Consider the following 21,725-nt stretch of genomic DNA (forward strand, 5'->3'; position numbering starts at 1 on the left):
GAGTCCGGGGTCGGCCGGGGTTCAGGACAAGCCTCACCCCACCCTCACCCTCCCCTCGAGGGGAGGGAGTCGCCGGCGCGGCGATGAGCGGCCGCCGATCGCCCCATGACGCCCGTGCGGCCGGGCCAGTGGACTTGGCCGCCCTTCCGGGCCTCCGGATCGCTCGCCTGCGCGAGGGCGGGCAAGTGCGAGGCCGAGGGGGCTGAATCGCCCTCCCTCCCCTTGATGGGGAGGGAAGGCCGCGAAGCGGCCAGGGTGGGGTGACGGCCGAAGGGCGCTCTACGCTCGCCCCCCACCCGACCCGGCCTGCGGCCGGGCCACCCTCCCCACGAGGGGGAGGGAGGGTGAAATCTCACACCCACGTCGTCAGCGCGTGCAGGGTCACGCCGACGAGGCCGCCGATCAGCGTGCCGTTGAGGCGGATATACTGCAGGTCGCGGCCGACATTGGCCTCGAGCTTGTCCACCACGGTGTCGGCGTCCCAGCTCGCGATGGTCTCCGAGACGATGCGCGCGACGTCGCGGCCGTGGCGCTCGGCGAGATGGACGAGCGCGGGGCGGAGCCGCGCGTTGAAGGCCGCGCGCGCCTCGGCGTCGGACAGGATCGCCTCGCCGAGCCCTGCGAGCCCGTCGGCGATCCAGCCGGCCGCCTTCGAGTCCGCGCCCTTGCCGGCGTCGGCGATGACGGCGGCCCTGGCCTCGCGCCAGCCCTGGTCGGCGACGTCGGCGAGCGCGGGATGGGCGAGCGCCTCGGCGACGATCCGCTCCAGGCGCGCCTGCAGCGCGGCGTCCTCGCGCAGGTCGCGGGCGAAGTCCTCGACGATCTCGGTCAGCCGCTTGCGCGCGGGATGGTCGGGCTCGACGGCCATGTCGTGGAGCAGGTCCTCGATGGCGCCGATCAGCCCGTCGGCGACCTTGCGGTCCATGCGGGTGAAGCGCAGCACGGCATGGCTCTGCTCGCGCACCGCGGCGCGGATGCGCTCCTCGTGGGTCTCCAGCGCGGCGAAGCCTTCCTTGAGCGCGGCGTTCAGCAGGATCTGGTGCTTGCCCTCGGCGGTGAGCGCCTCCAGCACCGAACCGACGACCGGCGCGATCCGCGCGCCGGTCGTCTGCTCGGCGACGCGCCGGCGCCAGAAGCGCGCGACCGCCTCGTCATCCAGCAATGAGAGCAGGTCGGGCGCGGCGGCGACGAGGCCGCGGGCGAGCCGGTCGGCCTGGGAGCGGTCGGCGAGCCATTCGCCGATGCGCGCGCCGGGATCGCCGTCCTCCAGCCGCTCGGCCACCAGCGCGGGATCGAGGAAATTCTCCGCGATGAAGCGCCCGACGGCGTCGGCGATGCGCTGCTTGTTGCGGGGAATGACCGCCGTGTGGGGGATGGGCAGGCCCAGCGGCCGGCGGAAGATGGCGGTCACCGCGAACCAGTCGGCGAGCCCGCCCACCAGCCCGGCTTCGGCGAAGGCGCGGACATAGCCCCACACGCCTTCGTCGCGCCCCCAGACATGGGTCGCGGCGAACACGGCCGCCATCACGATCAGCGCCATCGTGGCGGCGATGCGCATGCGCGCCGTCGGGGTGAAGCCGGGGCTCGTCATCGTTCGACTCATAACGCGAGTCCGGATCGGCCGCGCGGTGTCGTCGCGCCGCGGGCTCGGCTAGGCTCGGCCGCAGACAGCCAGCAGGAGACCCGCATGATCGTCACCACCACGCCGTCGGTCGAAGGCAAGCCCATCCGCGACTATCACGGCGTCGTCACCGGCGAGGCCATTCTCGGCGCGCATGTCTTCCGAGACATGTTCGCCGGCATCCGCGATCTCGTCGGCGGGCGCTCGGGCAGCTACGAGAAATCGCTGCGCGAGGCGCGCGAAATCGCGCTGCAGGAGCTGGCCGACGAGGCGTCCCGGCTGGGCGCCGACGCCGTGGTGGGCGTCGACCTCGACTACGAGGTGATCGGCCAGCAGGGCTCGATGCTGATGGTCTCGGCCTCGGGCACGGCGGTGAGCCTGGGATGAGCCCGGCGCCGACCCGCCGGGCCGATCCCCTCGGGCTCGTCCTGTCGCTGATCTTCGCGCCGCTGGTCGCGGCGCTGATCGGCGCGGCGGCGTTCCTGACCGCCATTCCCGCCCTGCCCGCCGAGGGCGCCGAAGTTCTGGGCGAGGCGCTCGTCATCGGCACGCTCGTGGTGAGCGTGATCGTCTGCTACCTGCTTGGCGGCCCGCTGATCCTCGCCGTCTGGCTGCTCGCCCATCTCACAGGCCGGCGCGGCGTCCTGGCCATGGGGCTCTTCGAAGCCGGGGCCGGCCTGATGTTCAGCGCGCAGATCTTCGGTCCGCTCCGATCCGTCAGGTTCGGCGTCGCCGACGAAACGGGCGTGGTTCCCCCCATGCTCGCCGCCGGCGCGCTCGCGGGCTTCACAGTCGGGCTGATCATCGCCAAGCTGGGCTATCGCGACGCGCCCGCCGCGGCGGATCCGGAGGACTGATCCATGCCCCGACTGCTCGAAGCCGGTTTTCTCGCCGTTCTGCTGGCGGCCTGCGCGGCCACCCAGACCGTCTACGGCCCCGCCGCCGACACCGAACGCGCGATCGGCTACAGCGAGCAGCGCATCGAGAGCGATCGTTGGCGGGTGAGCTTCACCGCCGGACCGGACGCGAGCGCGGCCACCGCCGAGCGCCTGGCGCTGAGGCGGGCCGCCGAGCTCACCCTCGAGAGCGGAAACGAGTGGTTCGAGATCGTCCGCCGCGCCAGCGACCGCGAGGGCAGCGGCGACTCGCCGGTCAGCGTCGGCGGCGCGGTCGGCGGCGCGGTGGGATCGGGCGGCTACAGCTCGAGCGGCGTCGGGCTCGGCGTCAGCTTCAGTCCCGGCCGCGAGCGGCGCACCACGATCACGCTCGAGATCATCGCCGGCTCCGGCGAGGCGCCCGCCCGTCCAAGCGTCTACGACGCACGCGAGGTCCTGAGCGGGTTCACGCCCGGCTAGGCTCTCGCGCGGCTTGCCTCGCGCGGGCGAAGCGTCTTTAACCGCCGCCCATGAGCGATCTCGCCGACCAGCTCGTCTCCGGCGACCGCGCCGCCCTGGCGCGCGCGATCACGCTCGTTGAGTCGACGAAGGTCGACCACCAGGCCGAGGCGCGCGCCCTGCTCACCGCGGCCATGGACCGGACGGGCAAGGCCTGGCGCGTCGGGCTGACGGGCGTGCCCGGGGTCGGCAAGTCGACGCTGATCGAAAAGCTCGGAACCAGGCTCACCGGCGAGGGTCATCGCGTCGCCGTCCTGGCCGTCGACCCCTCCTCGACCCGCACGAAGGGCTCCATCCTCGGCGACAAGACGCGCATGGGCGCGCTGGCGACCGATCGCAACGCCTTCATCCGCCCCTCGCCCGCCGCCGGCACGCTCGGCGGGGTGGCGGGAAAGACCCGCGAATCCATGCTGCTGTGCGAAGCGGCGGGCTATGACGTCGTCATCGTCGAGACCGTCGGCGTGGGCCAGTCGGAAACCGTCGTCGCCGACATGGTCGACGTCTTCGTCGCGATGATGCTGCCCGGCGCCGGCGACGAGCTGCAGGGCATCAAGAAGGGGCTGATCGAGCTCGCCGACATCCTGTTCGTCAACAAGGCCGAGGGCGAGAACGCGACGCGCGCGCGGCGCTCGGCGAAGGATCTCGAGGCCGCGCTCCACCTGCTGGCGCCGGCCTCGCCGCACTGGTCGCCGGTCGTACTCACCGGCTCGGCGCTGTCGGGCGACGGGATCGCCGCATTGTGGGAGGCGATCGAGACCCACCGCGCCGCGCTCAAGCGCGCCGGCGCGCTCGACGAGAAGCGCCGCGCCCAGCAGGTGCGCTGGTTCCACGCCATGGTCGAGGAACGCGTCGTCGCGGCGTTCAGAGCCGACTCCGCCGTGAAGGCCGCACTGCCCGGTCTCGAGGACGCCGTCGCGCAGGGCCGCCTGCCCGCGAGCGAGGCCGCCGAGCGGCTGCTCGGGGAATGGCGCTGAGGCGGATTACGATCCGCCGGTCAACGTTTTTGCCTGCGCCACCCAGTCGTCTCGCCTGATCCGGCCGCGACCATCGATGGCGGCGTCGTAGTGATCGATGTCGGACTCGCTCCAGGCCGCGATCTCGGAGATCCGGGTCACGCCCAGCGCCTTGAGCTTCTCCGCGGCGCGCGGCCCCAGCCCCTTGATCTCGGTGAGGTCGTCCGGCTCGCCGCCTGACGGCGCCGCCTCCTCTTCAGGTTCGACGGAGGACGCCGCCGCGGCGGACGGGGCTCCCGAGGGCGACGCGGCGACCGGGGCCGGCTTCACCTCAGGCTCGGGCGCGCGCGCTGAGGCCCCGGGACCGGCGGCCTCGGCCGTCGCGCCCGTCGAGGGAGCCGGCGCGGGGCTCGGCGCGGACGCCTGCCGGGGCGCGTCGGACTGGCCGCGCGCGACCCACCCCACGATCACGCCGCCGGCGAAGGCGAGCAGCAGCAGGATCCACATCTGCCAAGTCAGCCAGAGCATCTCAGTCACCTCCGTCGTCGTTCAACGCCTGCGATTCGGGTTCGGTTTCCTGGTCCGCGCCGTCGTCTTCCTCGACGCCCGGGTCGGGATTCGGCGCGTTCACCTCGAACGCGAGCGCGCGCTCTTCTTCGCGCGGCGCCGTCGCCGTCTCGATGAGCATGCGGTCGGCGCCGCCGGCGGCCAGCGCGTCGGCGATGGCCGCGGCGCGCCTGATCGCCAGCGTCTCCGCGTCCGCGCCTTCGGCGACGCGCACCCGAACCGTCAGGACGAGGTCCTCGCAACGGGCGAACGCCTCGCCGGCGCGGCGCAGCGCGGCGCGCGACTGCTCGCCGATGCCGACGCCGCCGGGCGAGAACGCCACCGCTCGCCGGCCCAGCGCGGCGGTGATCGCCAGCTCGCACAGCGGCGCGTCCGTGATCCGGCTCTCATAAGCCGCGCCGGCCGGGCGAACGAGCGCGGCGGCGGCGAAGCCCTCCGGCGGATCGTCGAACGCCGCCCGGATGAGATCGGCGGTCTGGGCGTTGCCCGCCAGCCCGGTGAGCGCGACCCGGTCGCCGCGCATCACGGCCGCGCCGGCGTCGAGGCGCGCGAGCTCCGACAGCATCAGCCGGACCGTAGCCTCCCAGCCCTCGGGCGCGCCGCCGGGCGCCAGCTGGAGCCTGATGTCGACGCGTTCCGAAAACAGCCGCCGCGCGGCCTGCTCGATTCGGTCGCGGCCTTCGGCGTCGGGCGCGAAGCCGGTCAGCGTCAGCCGCCCGCCGATCAGGTCGGCGTGCAGGCCGAACACGGCGTCGGACGCGGGAAGCCGGGTGAGGTCGACCACCTTGGTGACGCCGCCGGCGACGACGCCGCCGGCCCACGCCGCGGTGCGCACGGCCTCCAGCGCGGAGTCGCGCGCCTGACGGTTGGGCGCGCGTCCGGAGAGAATGGCGACCTGGCCGTTCATCTCCAGAGACGCCCATTCGTCGGCGCGAATGTCGTACAGCGCAGCCTCGGCGGCCGTCTGCAGCCGGGCTTCCAGCGAGCGGGCCGACAGCGGGCTGGCGTAGATGGCCAGACCGGCGAGCACGATGAACAGACCGAACGCGATGAGCAGCGTCTGGCGTCGCGGCGAAAGCATGGAGACCATTCCCGAGGCGGCTTGGGCGTGAACCGGTCGCGAGCATAAACCGAACCGGCGGGGCGACGGGAAGCCTAATCCCGCGAGAAGGTGAACGGGGCGGCGCCGCGCACGTGCGGATCGAGCTTCAGCGCGCGCTGCATGGGCGGAAAGGCGCGCTCGGCGCAGTCCTCGCGTTCGCACAGCCGGCAGGCGATCCCGGCCGGGGTCGGCTCGGCCGCCTTGCCGGGGTCGTAGACCAGCCGGTCCGCATCGGCGGCGTCGCAGCCCACGGCGACCGCCTGGAGCGCGGAGCCGCCGCCGGGAAGCGGCCGGGCGACGGCTTTCGCCATCGACAGGAAGCGCGCCCCGTCGGGCATCTCCAGAAGCTGGACATGAACGCGCTCGGGCATGCGGAAGGCGTCGTGGATGCGCCATCGCGCGCAGCCGCCGCCCGAGCGCGCGAACGGCAGCACGCCGCCGCCGAAGCGCTTCGAGACGTTTCCCGCCTGGTCGACGCGCACCATGAAGAAGGCCACGCCCCGCGCGCCGGGGCGGTTGAGCGTGGTGAGCCGGTGGCAGACCTGCTCGAAGCTCGCGTCGAACCGGGCGCACAGGCGCTCGATGTCGTAGCCGGTCTTCTCCGCGGCCTCCCGGAAGGCGTCATAGGGCATCATCACCGCCGCACCGGCATAGTTGGCGAGGCTCGCGCGGAACAGCCGCCGGGCGTCGTCGCCGGACAGCTCGGCGCCCGCCGCCGTCTCGTCGAGCGTCTCGCCCGCCTCCAGCAGGATCAGCGTCACCGCGGCGTGAAAGACGCGCGCCTCGTGGGAGAGCCGTTCCGACAGCATCAGCTTGCGGGCGTGGAAGTCGAAGCGGCGCAACGCCCCGCCCATCGTCTCGTCGTCATAAACGCGCACCGCCGCGCCGTGCTCGGCGCGCAGCCGCGTGTTCAGACCCGCCATGAGATCGCCGGGCTCGAGCTGGGCGCGCAGCGTCTCCGCGGCGGTCTCGAGGTCCGGGAAATGATTCTGCGCCGCATCGAGCGCGTCGCGGACTTCCTCCAGCGGCGAGAGGCCGCCCGCCGCGTCGCCGCCGCCGGAGACGCGGATGGCCAGGTCGGCCGCCGCGGCGTTGGTCTCGCGATAGGCCTGGTGCAGGCGCGACAACGCCTCGGCCGCCCGCGGATGGGCGTCGGAAAGGTCGCGCAGATCGCGCTCGTCGAGCCCGACGCCGGACAGCACCGGATCGGCGGCGGCCTCCCTCAGATCGGTCAGCAGCTGCCGGTCGGTCTCGGCGGCGAAGGCGCGCACATCGATGTCGAACGCGTCGGCGAGCCCGAGCAGAACGCGCGCGGTGACCGGCCGCTGGTTGCGCTCGAGCAGGGTCAGATAACTGGGCGAGATGCCGAGCGACTCGGCGAAGGCCGCCTGGGTCAGGCCCAGATCGCGGCGCAGCCGGCGCAGCCGCGCGCCGGCGAAGAGCTTCTCCGGCTCCGCCGTCATGTCATTTTCTTTACATACTGACACTCTTTCATCGTCATTACCGGTACATCGTATCCGCTTTTCTTGCAACGAAGAATGGACAGACGACCGGCGGCGGTCACACTGACACTACATAGCGATCAGGAGATTCCGCGATGACCACGTTCCAGGACCTCGTTCCCGCCGCAGCGTCCGACCGCTTCGAGAGCGTCGAGCGGAACTACACCGCCGACGACGTCGTCGCGCTGCGCGGCTCCGTCCAGCTCTCCCACACGCTCGCCGAGCGCGGCGCGGTGAAGCTCTGGGAGCTCCTGCGGTCCGAGCCATACGTCAATGCGCTCGGCGCGCTGTCAGGCAACCAGGCCATGCAGATGGTGCGCGCCGGGCTCAAGGCGATCTATCTCTCCGGCTGGCAGGTCGCCGCCGACGCCAACACCGCCGGGGCGATGTATCCCGACCAGTCGCTCTACCCGGCCAACTCGGCGCCGGAGCTGGCGCGCAAGATCAACCGCACGCTTCAGCGCGCCGACCAGGTCGAGGTCGCCGAGTCCGGCCAGGCCTCGCGCGACTGGTTCGCGCCGATCGTCGCCGACGCCGAGGCCGGCTTCGGCGGCACGCTCAACTGCTTCGAGATCATGAAGGCCTTCATCGAGGCCGGCGTCGCCGGGGTTCATTTCGAGGACCAGGTCGCCGCGGAGAAGAAGTGCGGCCATCTCGGCGGCAAGGTGCTCATTCCCACCGCCCAGCACGAGCGCAATCTCAACGCCGCCCGGCTCGCCGCCGACGTCATGGGGACGCCCACCCTGATCGTCGCGCGCACGGACGCGGAGTCCGCCACGCTGATCAATTCCGACATCGACGAGCGCGACCACGAATTCATCGACTTCGAGGCCGGCCGCACCTCGGAAGGCTTCTACCGCCTCAAGCCCGGCCGCGGCGTCGATCACTGCATCAAGCGCGGACTCGCCTATGCGCGCTACGCCGACCTTCTGTGGTGGGAGACCTCGAAGCCCAATCTCGACGAGGCGCGCCGCTTCGCCGAGGCCGTCCACGCGAAATATCCGGGCAAGCTGCTGGCGTACAATTGCTCGCCGTCCTTCAACTGGGAGGCCAATCTCGATCCGGCCACGATCGAACGCTTCCAGAAGGAGCTCGGCGCGATGGGCTACAAGTTCCAGTTCGTTACGCTGGCCGGTTTCCACCAGCTCAATCACGGCATGTTCGAACTCGCCCGCGGCTATCGCGATCGCGGCATGGGCGCGTATTCCGAGCTGCAGCAGGCCGAGTTCGCCTCCGAGACCGACGGCTACACCGCGACGCGGCACCAGCGCGAAGTCGGCACCGGCTATTTCGACCGCGTAAACACGACGCTCTCGGGCGGGCTGTCCTCGACGACCGCGATGGAGACATCCACCGAGACCGATCAGTTCAAGGGTCCGGTCGCGGCGGAATAAGGCGGGCCTGCACGCCGACGCAGCCGCCGGCGCTTCGGCCCGGCGGCCGCGCATTCACGTCGAAACCCGATCACAGGAGACCGCCATGCGCGGCGACGCCGACACCGCCTCCACGCCCCAGGGCGTGACGATCCGGGGCGCGATGCGCCCCGGCTACGACGAGATCCTCACCCCGGACGCCCTCGCCCTGCTCGCCGACATCCACCGCCGCTTCGACGGCGAGCGCCGCCGCCTTCTGGCCGAGCGCGAGGCGCGGCAGGCCCGGCTCGACGCCGGCGAGGAGCGACTCGACTTTCCCGATGACACCGCGGCGATCCGCGCCGCGGAATGGACCGTCCCGCCCGCCCCGGCCGATCTCGCCGACCGGCGCGTCGAGATCACCGGCCCGGTCGACCGCAAGATGGTGATCAACGCGCTCAATTCCGGCGCGCGCTGCTTCATGGCCGATTTCGAGGACGCCTCGACGCCGTCCTGGACCAACATGATGGACGGGCAGATCAATCTGCGCGACGCGGTTCGCCGCACGATCGACTTCACCGATCCCGGCTCGGGCAAGCGCTACGAACTCGGCGCCGACCCGGCCGTGCTCATCGCGCGGGTCCGCGGCCTGCATCTCGACGAGGCGCACCTGGCGATCGACGGCGAGCCGATCGCCGGGGCCTTTTTCGATTTCGCGCTCTACCTCTTCCACAATCATGCGGAGCTGAAGCGCCGCGGATCCGGCCCGTATTTCTACATCCCCAAGCTGGAGACGCGTTTCGAGGCCCGGCTCTGGGCGCTCGTCATCCGCCACTGCGAAGACGCGCTCGGCCTCGATCGGGGGACGGTGCGCGTCACCCTGCTCATCGAGACGCTGCCGGCGGCCTTCGAGCTCGACGAGATCATCTGGGAGCTGAGGGAGAACCTGACGGCGCTGAACGCCGGGCGCTGGGACTATATCTTCAGCTACATCAAGCGGCAGAAGGCCGATCCGGCGAAGGTGCTGCCGGACCGGTCCGCCGTGACGATGACGGTTCCCTTCATGGCGGCCTACGCCGAACGCGTGATCGCGGTCTGCCACCGGCGCGGCGCGCATGCGATGGGCGGCATGTCCGCCTTCATCCCGGTCAAGGGCGACGAGGCGGCGAACGCCCGGGCGATGGAGCAGGTTCGCGCCGACAAGACCCGGGAGGCGCGAAACGGCCATGACGGCGCATGGGTGGCCCACCCCGCCCTCGTCCCGGTCGCCATGGAGGCGTTCGACGCGGTCATGGACGGGCCGAACCAGCTCTCGGCCCGCCCGCCGGTCAGGCAGAACCGGGACGCGCTGCTCGCCCCGTGCGAGGGCGCGATCACCGAACAGGGCCTGCGCAACAACGCCGACGTCGCGATCCGCTATCTCGCCTCCTGGCTGTCGGGCCGCGGCGCCGCGCCGATCCGCAATCTCATGGAGGACGCCGCGACCGCCGAGATCGCGCGCGCCCAGCTCTGGCAGTGGCGCGTCCATGGCGCACGGACCGAGGACGGCCGGCCTGTCGACGCCAGTCGCGTGCGCGAGACCATCGAAACCGCCTCCGAGGAGATCCGCGCCGAAATCGGCGACGCGGCCTGGGCGGACGGCCGCTTCCACGAGGCGCGCGAATTGCTCGAAGCGCTGGCGCTGGACGCCGACTTCCCGGAATTCCTCACGCTGGACGCTTACAAGCGGATCGCCGAAACCGGCTGACCCCCCCAGACTTCGCGCGAAGAAAAAGGGCCGGAGCGTTCGCTCCGGCCCTTTGACTCAGGCGGGTTGCGCCTCCCGGCTCACCATTCGGTGCGCAGGGTGACGCCCCAGGTCCGCGGCGCGCCGAGGAAGGCGTCATAGCTCGCCGTGCCCCGCGGGTCGCTGGACGTGCCGGCGCCGGCGCGCGAACCCTGCGCGAAGGCGTCGAACGCGACCTGCGCGTAGGTCTCGTCGAGCAGGTTGCGGCCCCAGAGCTCAACGCTCCAGCGGCCGTCCTCGCGGCCGAGACCGACACGGGCGTTCAGCAGCGTGAAGCCGTCCTGCTCCTTCTCGGGATCGAGGTCGGAGCCGGTGTTGTAGTCGGTCACGTGACGCGCATCGATCGAGACCAGGCCGTTGAGATTGTTGAACACCGGCCGCTCATAGGTGATCTGCGTCGTGAGGAAGTTCTGCGGCGACAGCGAGATATTCTTGCCCGCCAGCCCCGGGAACGGGATGTCGTCGCCGTACTGGGCGTCCACCCAGGCGTAACCGCCGCGGATGTCGAGCCCCTCGATCGGCGTCGCGTAGGCGAAGTCAAGCTCGAGGCCCTGGCTCTCCACCGTCGGGATGCTGTTCACGACGAACGCGATGCCGTTGAAGGTGTTGAGCTGGAAGTCCTCGATGTCCTGGTAGAACAGGTTGCCGTTGAGCTGCAGCGCCCCGTTTCCGAGCGTCGACTTGAAGCCGATCTCGTAGGCGTCGATGAACTCGGGCGCGAACGCGGTGTTCGAGTCCGTGTAGCCGCTCGGACCGATCGGACCGTTGAACTCGCGGTCGAGGTTGAACCCGCCCGCCTTGAAGCCGCGCGAGTAACCCGCGTAGGCCATGAAGTCGTCGTTGAACCGGTAGGTCGCCCGGAGCGTGCCGGAGAACTCCTCGTCCTCGCGCGACTGGTCATAGCCGTTCGCGTCCAGGCCCGAGCGCTGGTAGGGCAGGCAGACCAGCGGAACCAGGCCGGCGAGCGGGGTCATGGCCGAACCCGCCAGCGGATCGGGCCCGAAGATGCCCTCGAAGAACCCGCAACCCGGCGCCTGGTTGGTCTGGAACGACGCCTGGAGCTCCTTCTCCTCGTTCGTGTAGCGCAGCCCGGCGGTGATGGAGAAGCTGTCGGTCAGCTGCAACGTGTTGTGGGTGAAGATCGCCCAGCTCTCGGCTTCCTGGTTGTAGATGTCCTGGCCGACGCCGGACCCGCCCGGCAGCGCCGTGCCCGGCGCGAAGAGCGGCGCCATCGCCACGGCGTTCAGCGTGTCGGAGATGAAGGTCGGGTTCGTGCCGCCGGACGCCGCGAGACCGAGGAAGGTCTCCCAGTCGTCGCCGACGCGGATGGCGTCGCCGAGCTCGAGCTCCTCCTTCGAGTAGAACGCGCCGACCAGCCAGTCGAGGCCGCCGTTCACGCCCTGCAGGCGCAACTCCTGCGAGAAGCGCGACAGGTCGGTGAAGTTGTTGTCGGCGTCACGATAGGCGAGGTCCGCCGACGAGTAGTCGATGTCCTGGCTGCGGCGGTTGTTCCACTCGCGATAGGCCGTCACCGAGGTCAGCTGGCCCATGCCGGTGTCGACGTCGAACTCCGCCGACATGCCCCAGTCCTCCACTTCCTGGAGGTAGTTGCGATTGGCGAAGGCCACGCGCTCGCTCGGATCGGCCGGGAAGGCCACCTGGCCGCCGACCGCGCCCACCAGCGCCGCGGCGCCGGCGGTGAAATCCCACTGCGGCGCCGAGCAGCAGAACTCGTCGCGCTCCGAGTAGTCGGCGATGAACCGGCCCTCGACGTTCGAGGACGGGGTCCACAGCAGCTGGCCGCGGAACGAGTAGTAATCCTGCGTGTCGGAATCCTGGAGTTCCGCGTTCGCACCCTTGCCGACGACGAGATCAGTGAAGCCGTCGCGCTCGCCGTTCACCGCGAACAGGCGGAAGGCGAGTTCGTCCTCGACGATCGACCCGGTGACATGACCGCTCAGGCGGGAATAGCCGTAATCGCCCACCGTCGCCTCGACGTGGCCGCCGAACTCGTGCTCAGGGCCGGCGGTGACGATGTTGAGCACGCCGGCCGAGGTGTTCTTGCCGAACAGCGTGCCCTGCGGCCCGCGCAGCACCTCGATGCGCTCCAGCTCGCCGATATCGCCGAAGCCGACGCCGTTGCGCGCGCGGAACACGCCGTCGATATAGACGCCGACCGAGCTCTCGAGACCGAAATTGTCGCCGACGGTGCCGATGCCGCGGATGCGCGCGGTGGTGATCGTCTCAGCCTGCGTCGAGGTCACCATCAGGCCGGGCGCGATCGAGATGAGATCCTTGATGTCGCGAACGCCCGCGTTCGCGAGTTCCTCGAGCCCGTACGCGCCGACCGAGAGCGGAACGTCCTGCAGGCTCTGCTCGCGCTGCTGGGCGGTGACGGTGATCACCTCGACTGACCGGCCCTCCTGCGCCGACGCGGGCGCGATCGACGCGGCGGATGCGAGCGTGGCCGCCGAGGCGGCGGCCATAAGCATGGAACGCGTAAGACGAGATTTCATGACGGTGATGCCTCCGGGAGCCTTCGTTTTCAGCTCTGCTTGTTGCGGCGCAAAACAAATTGCGCGAATTTTTGCTGCAACGCACAACAATGCACGTTCATAAAACTGTGCATGAATCAGGCCGCGGGGAGAAGAGAACAGCGTTTACGTTTCCGGTGTTATTTGGCCGTACAGGGGGCGAAGCGCACGAATTCGCCCCGGGTGTTGCGTCGCAGCCACGCGTTGCGGCCGCCATGAAGCGTTGCGGCTGAGCCCGCGCCCGCCGCGGCTTACCGGATGACAACCTCTTCGATCGATCATGCGTCCATACCGTCGCGAGGAAAGGGCGCACGCGTGCAAAGCGAGGTGATGGCGCAGCTCAAGCGCCACCTGGCGAGCGCCGACCATGTCGACGTCAGCCAGTACCAGTTCATCAATCTGGAAGCCGTCGAGGCGGCGGCCGAATCGCTGTGGCCGCAAATCCGCGAGCGCGTCTTCCTCGCCTCGCGCTCGATCATCGAGAAGCGCACCGATGACGGCGACCTGATCATCCAGTGCGAGTCCGGTTTCCTGGTCGTCTTCGCGGACCTGAGCGGGGAAGCCGCGCGATCGGTCACCGAGGCGATTCGCCGGGACATGGAGAGCTTCTTCCTGGGCGAGGAGATGCTCGATCTGCTCGGCGTGAGCGCGACCAGCCAGAAGCTGACGGTCGAGGAGTTCCGCCGCACCCTCGACGCAGTGGAGATCACGGAGGACGCGCCCTGCCCGGAACCGGAGGCCGCGACGGCGTCTGAATCGCGCGCCGCCGACGCGGCCGCGCCGATCCGCGTCGACGACATGGCCTTCCGTCCGGCCTGGGACGTACGCCGGGAGGCGGTCGCGGCCTTCTTCGCAACGCCGATGAGCCGCGATCGGTGCGACGGGGCCTGGCGAACCGGATCGCGGATCCTGATCGCCGACCACCGCCCCGATCACCGGCTTGCGCTGGACCTGGAGACCCTGCGACGGGCGACCGGCGCGCTCGAGGCCCAGCTTCGCCAGGGCGTCCGCTGCGCGATCGTGATACCGGCGGGCTACGAGATGCTCGCCGCGCCGCGGCTGCGCGTGAAATTCATCGCCGCCCTGAACGCGCTGCCCGAAGCGGTGCGCGCCCTGACCTATGTGCGCGTCGACGGCGCGCCCGTGGACGCGCCGGCCGGCGCGCTTTCCGAGACGTGCCGCAGTCTCGTTCCGCATTGCGGCATGCTCGTCGTTCACATGCCGCTCGACACGCTCAGCCTGGAACGCTTCGCCGACACCGGCGCGAGCTTCTTCGGCGCGGACCTGCCCCGCGCGGCGACGCCGGCCGCCGAGCAGAACGCCGAGCATTTCGCCGCGCTGGCCCGGCGCCTGGATCGGCCCTTCTATCTCGACCAGGCGGCGAACTGGGAGACGCTGCGCCTGGGGCTGCGCGTCGAGGCGCGCCTGATCGCAGGGCCCGTGATCGGGGAGTTCTCGGCGCCGAGCGCGCCCTATCGTCTCACCCGCGCCGGACTGCTGGCCAACGCGGCCTGAGCGCTTGCACCCCGGTGCGGCAGGGGACACTCTTCCTTCCGATCCGGCGCAATAGACCCGGCAGGAGGACTCCCATGCCCGCTCGACGATTTCTCGCAGCCGCCTGCGGCGCGGCGCTCGCGCTCGCGCTTCCCGGCGCATCCATCGCCCAGGAGGCAGGCGGCCCGCTGCAGGCGGTGGACATTTTCAGCCTGGAGATGGCGGCCGACCCGCAGATCGCGCCGGACGGCTCGCGCGTCGTCTATCAACGCCGGTCCAACGACATCATGACCGACCGGACGCGCTCGGCGCTGTGGATCGTCGACTATGACGGCGACGATCACCGCCCGCTGGTCACCGGCGACGGCGACTATACGAGCCCGCGCTGGTCTCCGGACGGCGATCGCGTGGCCTATATCGCCAGCGAGAACGACGAGACCCAGCTGCGTGTCTTCTGGTTCGAGGGCGGCCAGACGACGACGCTGGCGAAGCTGCCCGCCGGCGCGAACGGGCTGACCTGGTCGCCCGACGGCGAGATGCTCGCCTTCACCATGTTCACGCGCGGCGAAGGCCCGCAGGTCGATGTCGGCCTGCCCGATCAGCCGCCGGGGGCGGAATGGGCGGATTCCGCCCTCGTCGACGAAACGACCGTCTACGAGTTCGACGGGATCGGCGAGATCCCGGACGGCAATTCGCAGATCTACGTCATCTCCGCGGACGGCGGCGCGCCGCGCCAGCTGACGTCGGCGGAGACCGGCAATATCGGCGGGCTGAGCTGGTCGCCGGACTCGCAGCGCCTCTATTACAGCCTGTCGGCGAGCGCCGAGGACGGGTTCGACTTCAACGAGGCCGACATCTACGCCGTTCCCGCAGCGGGCGGCGATCCCGAACAAATGACCGACTTCCCGGGCGCGGAGCGGTCGCCCCGCCCGTCACCCGACGGCGAGACGCTGGCTTGGCTCGGCTATGAGAACCGCTATCTCTCCAACCAGGACGCCCATCTCTACCTGATGAACGTCGACGGCGGCGAGCCGCGCGCGGTCCTGCCCGATCACGACCGCGCCATCGACGCCGCGGAGTGGGACTCGTCGGGCCGCGGGCTGTGGATCCAGTACGACGACAGCGGCCAGAAAGTGCTCGCCCATGTCAGCCGCGACGGCGATCTCGATCCCATGACCGACCGGCTGGGCGGACTGACCTTCGGCCGCCCCTACACCTCGGGCGCGTTCTCGGTGAGCGACAATGACCGCTTCGCCGCGACCCTCGCCGGGCCGCACGACCTCGCCAATGTCGGCGTCGGCCGGCGGCGCGGCCGCGGCGTCGACGTGATCACCGACGTCAATGACGACGTGCTCGGCCAACGTGATCTCGCCGAGATCGAGGAGATCACCTGGGAGAGCTCCGCCGACGGGCGCGAGATGGAGGGCTGGATCGCCTATCCGCCCGACTTCGATCCCGAGCAGAGCTGGCCGCTCATTCTCGAGATCCATGGCGGACCGCACGCGACCTACGGGCCGGTCTTCTCCGCCGAGGTCCAGCTCTACGCCGCGGCGGGCTATATCGTCCTCTACACCAATCCGCGCGGCTCGACCTCGTACGGCGAGGACTTCGCCAACCTGATCGACAAGGACTATCCCGGCGAGGACGTCGACGACCTGCTCTCTGGAATCGACGCGGTCGTCGAGCGCGGCTTCATCGACGAGGACCGCCTCTTCGTCACCGGCGGATCGGGCGGCGGCGTGCTGTCGGCCTGGCTGATCGGCGCCGACGACCGCTTCGCCGCGGCCGCGGTCGGCAAGCCGGTCATCAACTGGACGAGCTTCACGCTGGCGGCCGATATCGGGCCGTCCATCATGCCCTACTGGTTCGGCGAGGCGCCGTGGGAGAACCCCGAGGCCTACTGGGAGCGCTCGCCGCTCTCGCTGGTCGGAAACGTCGAGGCGCCGACGCTGGTCTTCGTCGGCGCGGAGGACCGGCGCACGCCGGTGTTCGAGTCCGAGCAGTTCTACAACGCGCTGCAGATCCGCGGGATCGAGAGCCGGCTCGTGCGCATCCCCGGCGCCTTCCACGGCATCGCGGATTCGCGGCCCTCGCGCCTGCTGCAGAAGGCCGGCCACGTCATCGCCTGGTTCGACGAGCACGACCCGGGCGCTGAGGGGAGTTCAGAGGAGTAGGGATCGCTCACGCTGTCATCGCCGGGCTCGTCCCGGCGATCCAGCGAGATGGCTTTTGTCTGGATGGCCGGAACAAGTCCGGCCATGACGGGGGAATGCTGTCGAAACTGGAGTCCCTACGCCCCCGCGCTCGGCCGGGCCCGGATCGCCTCGCGCCAGGTCGCGAGATGCTCAAGCCCGCCGTCGGGCTGGAGCTTCACCCAGCCAGCGAACTCGACGAAGATGAAGCCGGCGATGTCGGCGACCGAAAACGAGTCCCCGCCGAGCCAGGGCGTCTCGCCCAGCCTTTCGTTCATCGCCGTGAAGAAGCGCGTCGCCCGCGCCGCGCCGCGTTCGGCGAGCTCGGGGATCTGCGGCGTCGGCTCCGGGCCCGGAAGCGCGCGGTCCTTCATCGCCTTCGAGGTGTTGCGCAGCACCTCCATGATCGCGCTGAGGCCCTCGAACTCGACCCGCCAGGTCCATTCGGCGACCAGCGCCTTCTCGACCGGCGTCGTCCCCATCAGCGGCGGGTCGGGATAGACCTCTTCGAGATAGCGCGCGATCGAGGCGTTCTCGCACAGCGTCGTCCCGTCATCGAGGCGCAGGACCGGCACGGTGCAGCGCGGGTTGAGCGCGCGGAAATCGTCGGAGAACTGCTCGCCGTTCCTGAGATCGACCTCGATCGTCTCGACGTCGACGCGCTTCTCGGCGATCACCATGCGCGCCCGGCGCGGGCTGGGCGCGGTGGCGCAGTCGTAGAATTTCATCATCGCGATCGGTCTTCCTGCGTCAGCTGAATTGCGGCGGCCGGACGTCGGCCACGCCGAGGCGGGCCTCGATCGCCGCGCCGAGGGCGAGGATCGTTCCCTCCTCGAAAAGCGGCGCCCAGAGGCTCGTCGCATGGGGCACGGAAAAGGCCGTCCCGCTCTCGTCGGCGGCCTGGCCGAAGATGGTCCGCGTGGGCTGATCGACGAAGCCCGAGCGGAAGGCGAGCTGGGGATGGCCGGTGAAGTTGGTGATGATCAGCATGTCGCCGGCGAAGTTCGGCCCGATCACGGCGTCGAGACCGTCCATCCGCTCGCCCATCATGGTCATCACCTGGCGGCGCAGGCGGTCGATATTGACCAGGTCGACGGCGCTGGCGAACCGCGCGCGGCGCCAGGTGTTGGGCCAGGCCTGCGGGATCTGCCAGCGCAGCTGGTCGTCGAGATCCTCCAGCGTCAGCCGCTCGAACGCGGCGGCCGCCTCGGCCTCGAGCTGGGTGAGCAGGCTCGCATAGGGCAGCTCGTCGACATCGAATTCGACGAGCTCGACGCCCAGCGATCGGGCGGCCTCCAGCGCGGCGCGATCGGGCTCGGCGGCCTCCTCGAACCAGGCCGGGTTGTAGCCCACGCGCATGCCCGACAGGTCGCGCGCGAAATCCGCCTCGAAGCCGTGGTCCAGCGATGACGGATCGCCCGGGTGGCCGCCATTGATCGCGGCGAGCACCAGCGCGGCGTCCGGGGCCGAACGCACCAGCGGGCCGATCTTGTCCAGCGACCAGCACAACGCCATGGCGCCGGTGCGCGGCACGCGGCCGAAGGTGGGCCTGAGCGCCGTCGTGCCGCATCGATGCGAGGGCGAGACCAGCGAGCCCAGCGTCTCGGTGCCGATGGCGAAAGCGCACAGCCCCGCCGCGGTCGCCGAGGCCGAGCCGGCCGAGGAGCCGCTTGAGCCCTCCTCGGGATTGAACGGATTGCGGGTCACCCCGTCGAACCAGATGTCGCCGTAGGCGATCGCGCCCGAGGTCGACTTTCCCAGCATCACAGCGCCCGCGTCGGCGAGCCGGCGCGCCACGGCGGCGGTCTCGTCGGCCACCCGGTCGCGATAGACGCTCGCGCCCCAGGTGGCGGGCAATCCCTCGACGTCGATGATGTCCTTGAGCGCGTACGGCACGCCATGCAGCGGGCCGCGGACACGCCCCGCCCGGCGCTCGGCGTCGCGCGCCCGGGCCTCGGCGCGGGCGCGGTCGGCGGTCACGGTGACGAAGCATTCGAGCGCCGCGCCATGGCGCGCGATGCGGTCGAGATAGAGGTCGGTCAGCTCCAGCGACGTGATCGCCCCGGCGTCCATCCAGGCCGCCAGCCTCCACGCCGGGGCGTAGGCGATGTCGACGGGGTCGGCGGGCAGCGGTCCGGGATCGCGCGACACGCCGGAGATCCGGTTTTCCTGCGATCGAAGGGCGGCGCCGGACGGGCGCGGATCGAAGACCTGGGCGGGGGCGAGCGCGTTGGGCTTCTCGACGGCGCGCAACTGCTCGGCGCGCGATATCCAGGCGTCGATTCCCTGGACGATCTGCTCGCGCTCCGACGGCGTGTAGTTCACCGAAAACAGCGGCTCGGCGCAGGCGACGGTGTCGGTGGTGACGCCCGCCCCGGCGTCCTGCCCCCTCGCAGCGGCCGCCGTCGCGCCTGCCGCGGCGCCCCCAGCCAGCAGCCCAAGCACCGAACGACGCGTCGCGCGCGTCCCGGAATTCGAATCGGTCATGTCGCCTCCTCCCCGGATCGCTGCGATCCGCCCGCGCGTTAACCGTTCATCTTCGCGTCAGGCCGTCTTCGTCAGGGTAAGCTGGCGGGCGTGACTCGCAATGCCGGGCTGGGGATTCAAATGCACGTGAAATCGCCTCATTCGCGTCATGAACCGGGCGCACTAAGCGTTATGGTAAATACTGTGATAGCCTTTAACGGAGGGGGGCCTCCCTATGCTTGACGAGACGTTCGAGACCAGACGGAAGGCGCGCCCGGAAAACTTTTTCGGCCGCCCCGGCGCGGCGGAGCAAGGGGGCGCCCCGATGAGCCGTGAGTTCGCGCGATTCACCGAGAAGACCCACCAGATGTCTAACCAGCTGGTTGATGGCTATGTGCGGGCCGCGGCCGACTATCAGGCTTATCTGGAATTCCGTAAAGATAACAAGCTCACGCGCGTGGCGCAGTATCCCGACAGCAATATCATGCACTTCTCGATCCTGGCCGGGCTGGTGCTGTTCGAAGGTCTGGCGAACGCCTACTTCTTCTCGAAGGGCTCGGATCTCGGCCTGCTCGGGGGCTGGATCCAGGCGATCACGGTGGCGTTCACCAACGTCATCGCGTCCTTCTTCCTGATCGGCTTTCTCGGCCTGCGCTTCCTGCAGAATCCGACGCGGCCCTTCTCGTTCGCAGCCGCCGCCGTCGGCGTGCCCATCGTGGTGGTCCTCATCGGCTTTCTGAACTTCAGCGCGGGCCATTATCGCGACCTGCTCGAACTGAACGCCGCCACGCTCGCGCTCGGAGACACTGACGTGACGGGCGAGATCCTCGCCCCGGTCACCCGCGCATTGTCGTTCCAGCCCTTCGAGACGCTGGAGGCGCTGCTCCTGTTCATACTCGGCATCACGTTCGCCGCCATCGCCGCGTTCAAGGGCGCCACCTTCGACGACCGGACCGTGGGCTACGGCGCGGCCCAGCGCAGAGCGAAGCGTTCGGCGTCCTATCTGGCGGCGGTGCTCAAACAGGCGCCAAGCAATATCGGGGACGGCGAGTCGGATTCCGTGGGCGCGGAATACCACGCCAGCTCAAGAGAACTGCTCGAAGAAATCCGGGAGTTCTTCGCGGAAGAGACCGAGCGCGCCAGGGAAGACTTCGACGCAATGCGCGACTCCCGGGAAGATGCCGGCGGGCGCGGCCGTGGCCGCCGGGCGCCCCCTCCTTACGCGCGGGACTGACCCGACCGCGTCCGGCGTTGGTTTTCCGCCGGCGCGGGGTTAGGGTCGATCCGTCGGGCGGCTTGAGGGGAAGCGCATGCGCCGCAAGGATCTCATCGGAATCTTCAACCTGATCATCGTCGCCGGGGTGCTCGGCGCGATCAGCTACGCCGCGCTGACGCTGCGTCCCGCGGAGTACGATCCCGACACGCTCTGCCTCGTGGGCGAAGAAGCGCCGCACACCGTCGTCGTGATCGACAAGACCGACCTCTACACCCCCGGCCAGGCCAGCCGCATCGAGTCGCTCGTCCTCGAAGCCCGCAACGGGCTGATGATCGGGGAGCGTCTCTCGCTGTTCGAACTCGACGAGCGCGGCGACCTGCGCAACACCAACCGCTTCTCGCTGTGCAATCCCGGCCGCGGCGAACAGATCAACCCGCTCTACCGCAATCCCGCCCGCGTCGAGGCGCGCTACCAGGCGCTGTTCGAGGGCCCGCTGCAGAATGCGCTCGCCGACCTGGTCGAACCGAAGAACGCGCCGCAAAGCCCGATCATCGAGGCGCTGGCCGATCTCGCCAACGAGGACACGTTCGACCCGGACACGCCCGGCCGCTACGCAGTCCTCGTCTCCGACATGCTCCAGAACTCCGACCTGTTCAGCGTCTACGGCGCGGCCCGCAACGCCCCGAACCGCCTGCCGCCGCCCCGCCGGGTCGCCAACGAGATCCGCGCCCAATACGGCGACGCGCTGGACGGCGTGCGCGTGCGCGTTCACCTGATCCCCCGCCGGGGCTGGGAGGCCGCCCAGCGCGGCCCGATCGTGGACTACTGGTCCGAGCTGTTCCGCGAACTCGGCGTCCGCGCGAGCTTCACCGAACTCTAGGCGGCGGCCCGGCGCTCGGCGCCGTCGACGTCGTCGAACACGGCCTGCTGCTCGTGATCGTTCAGCGCTCCCCAACGCGAGGCGTCGACGATGCGCACGTCGTCGATCCCCACGAATCCGAGCACGTGACGGAGATAGCCGGTGGCGAAGTCAACCGGGCTATCGACGGCGACGCCGCCCGAAGCCACGACCAGCCACGCCGTCTTGTTCTTCAGAAGCCCCTCCGGGCCGTTCTCCGTGTAGCGAAAGGTGAGCCGCGCCCGCGCGATCTGGTCGATCCACGCCTTGAGCGCGGCGGGGATGGAGAAGTTGTAGATCGGAACCCCGATGACGATCGCGTCGGCGGCCTGAAGCTCGGCGACGAGCGCGTCGGATCCGGCGAGCGCGGCGCGCTGGGCGTCAGTGCGGTCTTCGGCGGGCGTGAAGTTCGCCTCGACCCACGCGGCGTCGACCTGCGGAACCGGGTCGGCGGCGAGGTCGCGCACCGTCACCGTTCCGTCCGGCACCGCGAGACGGTCGGCCAGGCGGGCCGACAGCGCGCGGCTGACGGAGCCCTCGACCCGGGCGCTGGCGTCGACTCTCAGGATTCTGGCGGTCATGGCGGTGTCTCCCTCTCATCAAACGCGCGCCGTGACCGGCGCGATGACGGGGAGATAGGCCTTGGCG

At 70.2% G+C, this 21,725-nt stretch carries 18 protein-coding genes; 10 read left to right on the plus strand and 8 right to left on the minus strand.

The genetic code is table 11. The features are described from left to right. Positions 1-352: 352 nt before the first annotated feature. The gene (locus DDZ18_RS07060) at positions 353-1,591 is read right to left on the minus strand and encodes a DUF445 domain-containing protein (protein ID WP_158272095.1); all 1,239 of its coding nucleotides are present in this window, start codon (positions 1,589-1,591) and stop codon (positions 353-355) included. Positions 1,592-1,687: 96 nt separating this feature from the next. On the opposite strand from DDZ18_RS07060, the gene DDZ18_RS07065 reads away from it, so the two are divergent. The 4 genes from DDZ18_RS07065 to meaB are packed head-to-tail and all read left to right on the plus strand — an operon-like array spanning position 1,688 to position 3,989. Beyond that, positions 1,688-2,008, plus strand: coding sequence for a heavy metal-binding domain-containing protein (locus DDZ18_RS07065; RefSeq protein ID WP_109252664.1), 321 nt, complete (start codon positions 1,688-1,690; stop codon positions 2,006-2,008). Further along, complete coding sequence (locus DDZ18_RS07070) at positions 2,005-2,478, plus strand: hypothetical protein (protein ID WP_109252665.1); 474 nt, start codon at positions 2,005-2,007, stop codon at positions 2,476-2,478. Before DDZ18_RS07065 ends, DDZ18_RS07070 begins: the two co-directional genes overlap by 4 nt. Before the next feature lie 3 nt (positions 2,479-2,481). Further along, on the plus strand, positions 2,482-2,976 hold the full coding sequence (locus tag DDZ18_RS07075; RefSeq protein ID WP_109252666.1) for a CC0125/CC1285 family lipoprotein: 495 nt from the start codon (positions 2,482-2,484) through the stop codon (positions 2,974-2,976). Between the two features lie 50 nt (positions 2,977-3,026). Next, complete coding sequence (gene meaB, locus DDZ18_RS07080) at positions 3,027-3,989, plus strand: methylmalonyl Co-A mutase-associated GTPase MeaB (protein ID WP_109252667.1); 963 nt, start codon at positions 3,027-3,029, stop codon at positions 3,987-3,989. A gap of 6 nt (positions 3,990-3,995) precedes the next feature. Here the strand turns inward: meaB and DDZ18_RS07085 are convergent, their stop codons facing one another. The 3 genes from DDZ18_RS07085 to DDZ18_RS07095 form a co-directional block, all read right to left on the minus strand. Next, positions 3,996-4,496, minus strand: coding sequence for a hypothetical protein (locus tag DDZ18_RS07085; RefSeq protein ID WP_109252668.1), 501 nt, complete (start codon positions 4,494-4,496; stop codon positions 3,996-3,998). 1 nt (position 4,497) lies between these two features. Continuing rightward, entirely contained in the window at positions 4,498-5,616 is a 1,119-nt protein-coding gene (locus DDZ18_RS07090; protein ID WP_109252669.1) for a BON domain-containing protein, read from the minus strand. 74 nt (positions 5,617-5,690) lie between these two features. Then, positions 5,691-7,100, minus strand: coding sequence for a helix-turn-helix domain-containing protein (locus DDZ18_RS07095; RefSeq protein ID WP_109252670.1), 1,410 nt, complete (start codon positions 7,098-7,100; stop codon positions 5,691-5,693). 134 nt (positions 7,101-7,234) lie between these two features. Here DDZ18_RS07095 and aceA point away from each other — a divergent pair, with 134 nt between their 5' ends. Then, the gene (gene aceA / locus DDZ18_RS07100) at positions 7,235-8,533 is read left to right on the plus strand and encodes an isocitrate lyase (protein ID WP_109252671.1); all 1,299 of its coding nucleotides are present in this window, start codon (positions 7,235-7,237) and stop codon (positions 8,531-8,533) included. A gap of 85 nt (positions 8,534-8,618) precedes the next feature. Then, positions 8,619-10,238 (plus strand): malate synthase A, encoded by a 1,620-nt coding sequence (gene aceB, locus DDZ18_RS07105; protein WP_109252672.1) that lies wholly within the window; start codon positions 8,619-8,621, stop codon positions 10,236-10,238. Positions 10,239-10,318: 80 nt separating this feature from the next. On the opposite strand, the gene DDZ18_RS07110 is transcribed toward aceB, so the two are convergent. Continuing rightward, positions 10,319-12,793, minus strand: a complete 2,475-nt coding sequence (locus tag DDZ18_RS07110; RefSeq protein ID WP_109252673.1) for a TonB-dependent receptor — start codon at positions 12,791-12,793, stop codon at positions 10,319-10,321. A gap of 333 nt (positions 12,794-13,126) precedes the next feature. Here DDZ18_RS07110 and DDZ18_RS07115 point away from each other — a divergent pair, with 333 nt between their 5' ends. After that, positions 13,127-14,326, plus strand: a complete 1,200-nt coding sequence (locus tag DDZ18_RS07115; RefSeq protein ID WP_146190624.1) for a hypothetical protein — start codon at positions 13,127-13,129, stop codon at positions 14,324-14,326. A 74-nt stretch (positions 14,327-14,400) separates the two neighbouring features. Further along, a complete protein-coding gene (locus DDZ18_RS07120; RefSeq protein WP_109252675.1) occupies positions 14,401-16,479 on the plus strand; it encodes a S9 family peptidase in 2,079 nt (692 codons plus the stop codon). A 116-nt stretch (positions 16,480-16,595) separates the two neighbouring features. On the opposite strand, the gene DDZ18_RS07125 is transcribed toward DDZ18_RS07120, so the two are convergent. Both DDZ18_RS07125 and DDZ18_RS07130 read right to left on the minus strand, forming a co-directional pair. Further along, positions 16,596-17,228 carry a glutathione S-transferase family protein gene (locus DDZ18_RS07125; protein ID WP_109252676.1) on the minus strand — a complete coding sequence of 211 codons (633 nt, stop codon included), beginning with the start codon at positions 17,226-17,228 and terminating at the stop codon, positions 16,596-16,598. Positions 17,229-17,247: 19 nt separating this feature from the next. After that, on the minus strand, positions 17,248-18,984 hold the full coding sequence (locus DDZ18_RS07130) for an amidase (protein ID WP_109252677.1): 1,737 nt from the start codon (positions 18,982-18,984) through the stop codon (positions 17,248-17,250). Between the two features lie 214 nt (positions 18,985-19,198). Between DDZ18_RS07130 and DDZ18_RS07135 the strand changes: the two genes are divergently transcribed. Continuing rightward, positions 19,199-20,197: a hypothetical protein gene (locus DDZ18_RS07135; protein WP_109252678.1), complete on the plus strand. Its 999-nt coding sequence runs from the start codon at positions 19,199-19,201 to the stop codon at positions 20,195-20,197. A 76-nt stretch (positions 20,198-20,273) separates the two neighbouring features. Continuing rightward, the gene (locus tag DDZ18_RS07140) at positions 20,274-21,059 is read left to right on the plus strand and encodes a hypothetical protein (RefSeq protein WP_109252679.1); all 786 of its coding nucleotides are present in this window, start codon (positions 20,274-20,276) and stop codon (positions 21,057-21,059) included. Here DDZ18_RS07140 and DDZ18_RS07145 read toward each other — a convergent pair. Then, a complete protein-coding gene (locus DDZ18_RS07145) occupies positions 21,056-21,658 on the minus strand; it encodes an FMN-dependent NADH-azoreductase (RefSeq protein ID WP_109252680.1) in 603 nt (200 codons plus the stop codon). The genes DDZ18_RS07140 and DDZ18_RS07145 overlap by 4 nt on opposite strands. Positions 21,659-21,725: the final 67 nt, after the last annotated feature.

The organism is Marinicauda salina, assembly GCF_003122085.1.
GTDB lineage: Bacteria > Pseudomonadota > Alphaproteobacteria > Caulobacterales > Maricaulaceae > Maricicauda_A > Maricicauda_A salina.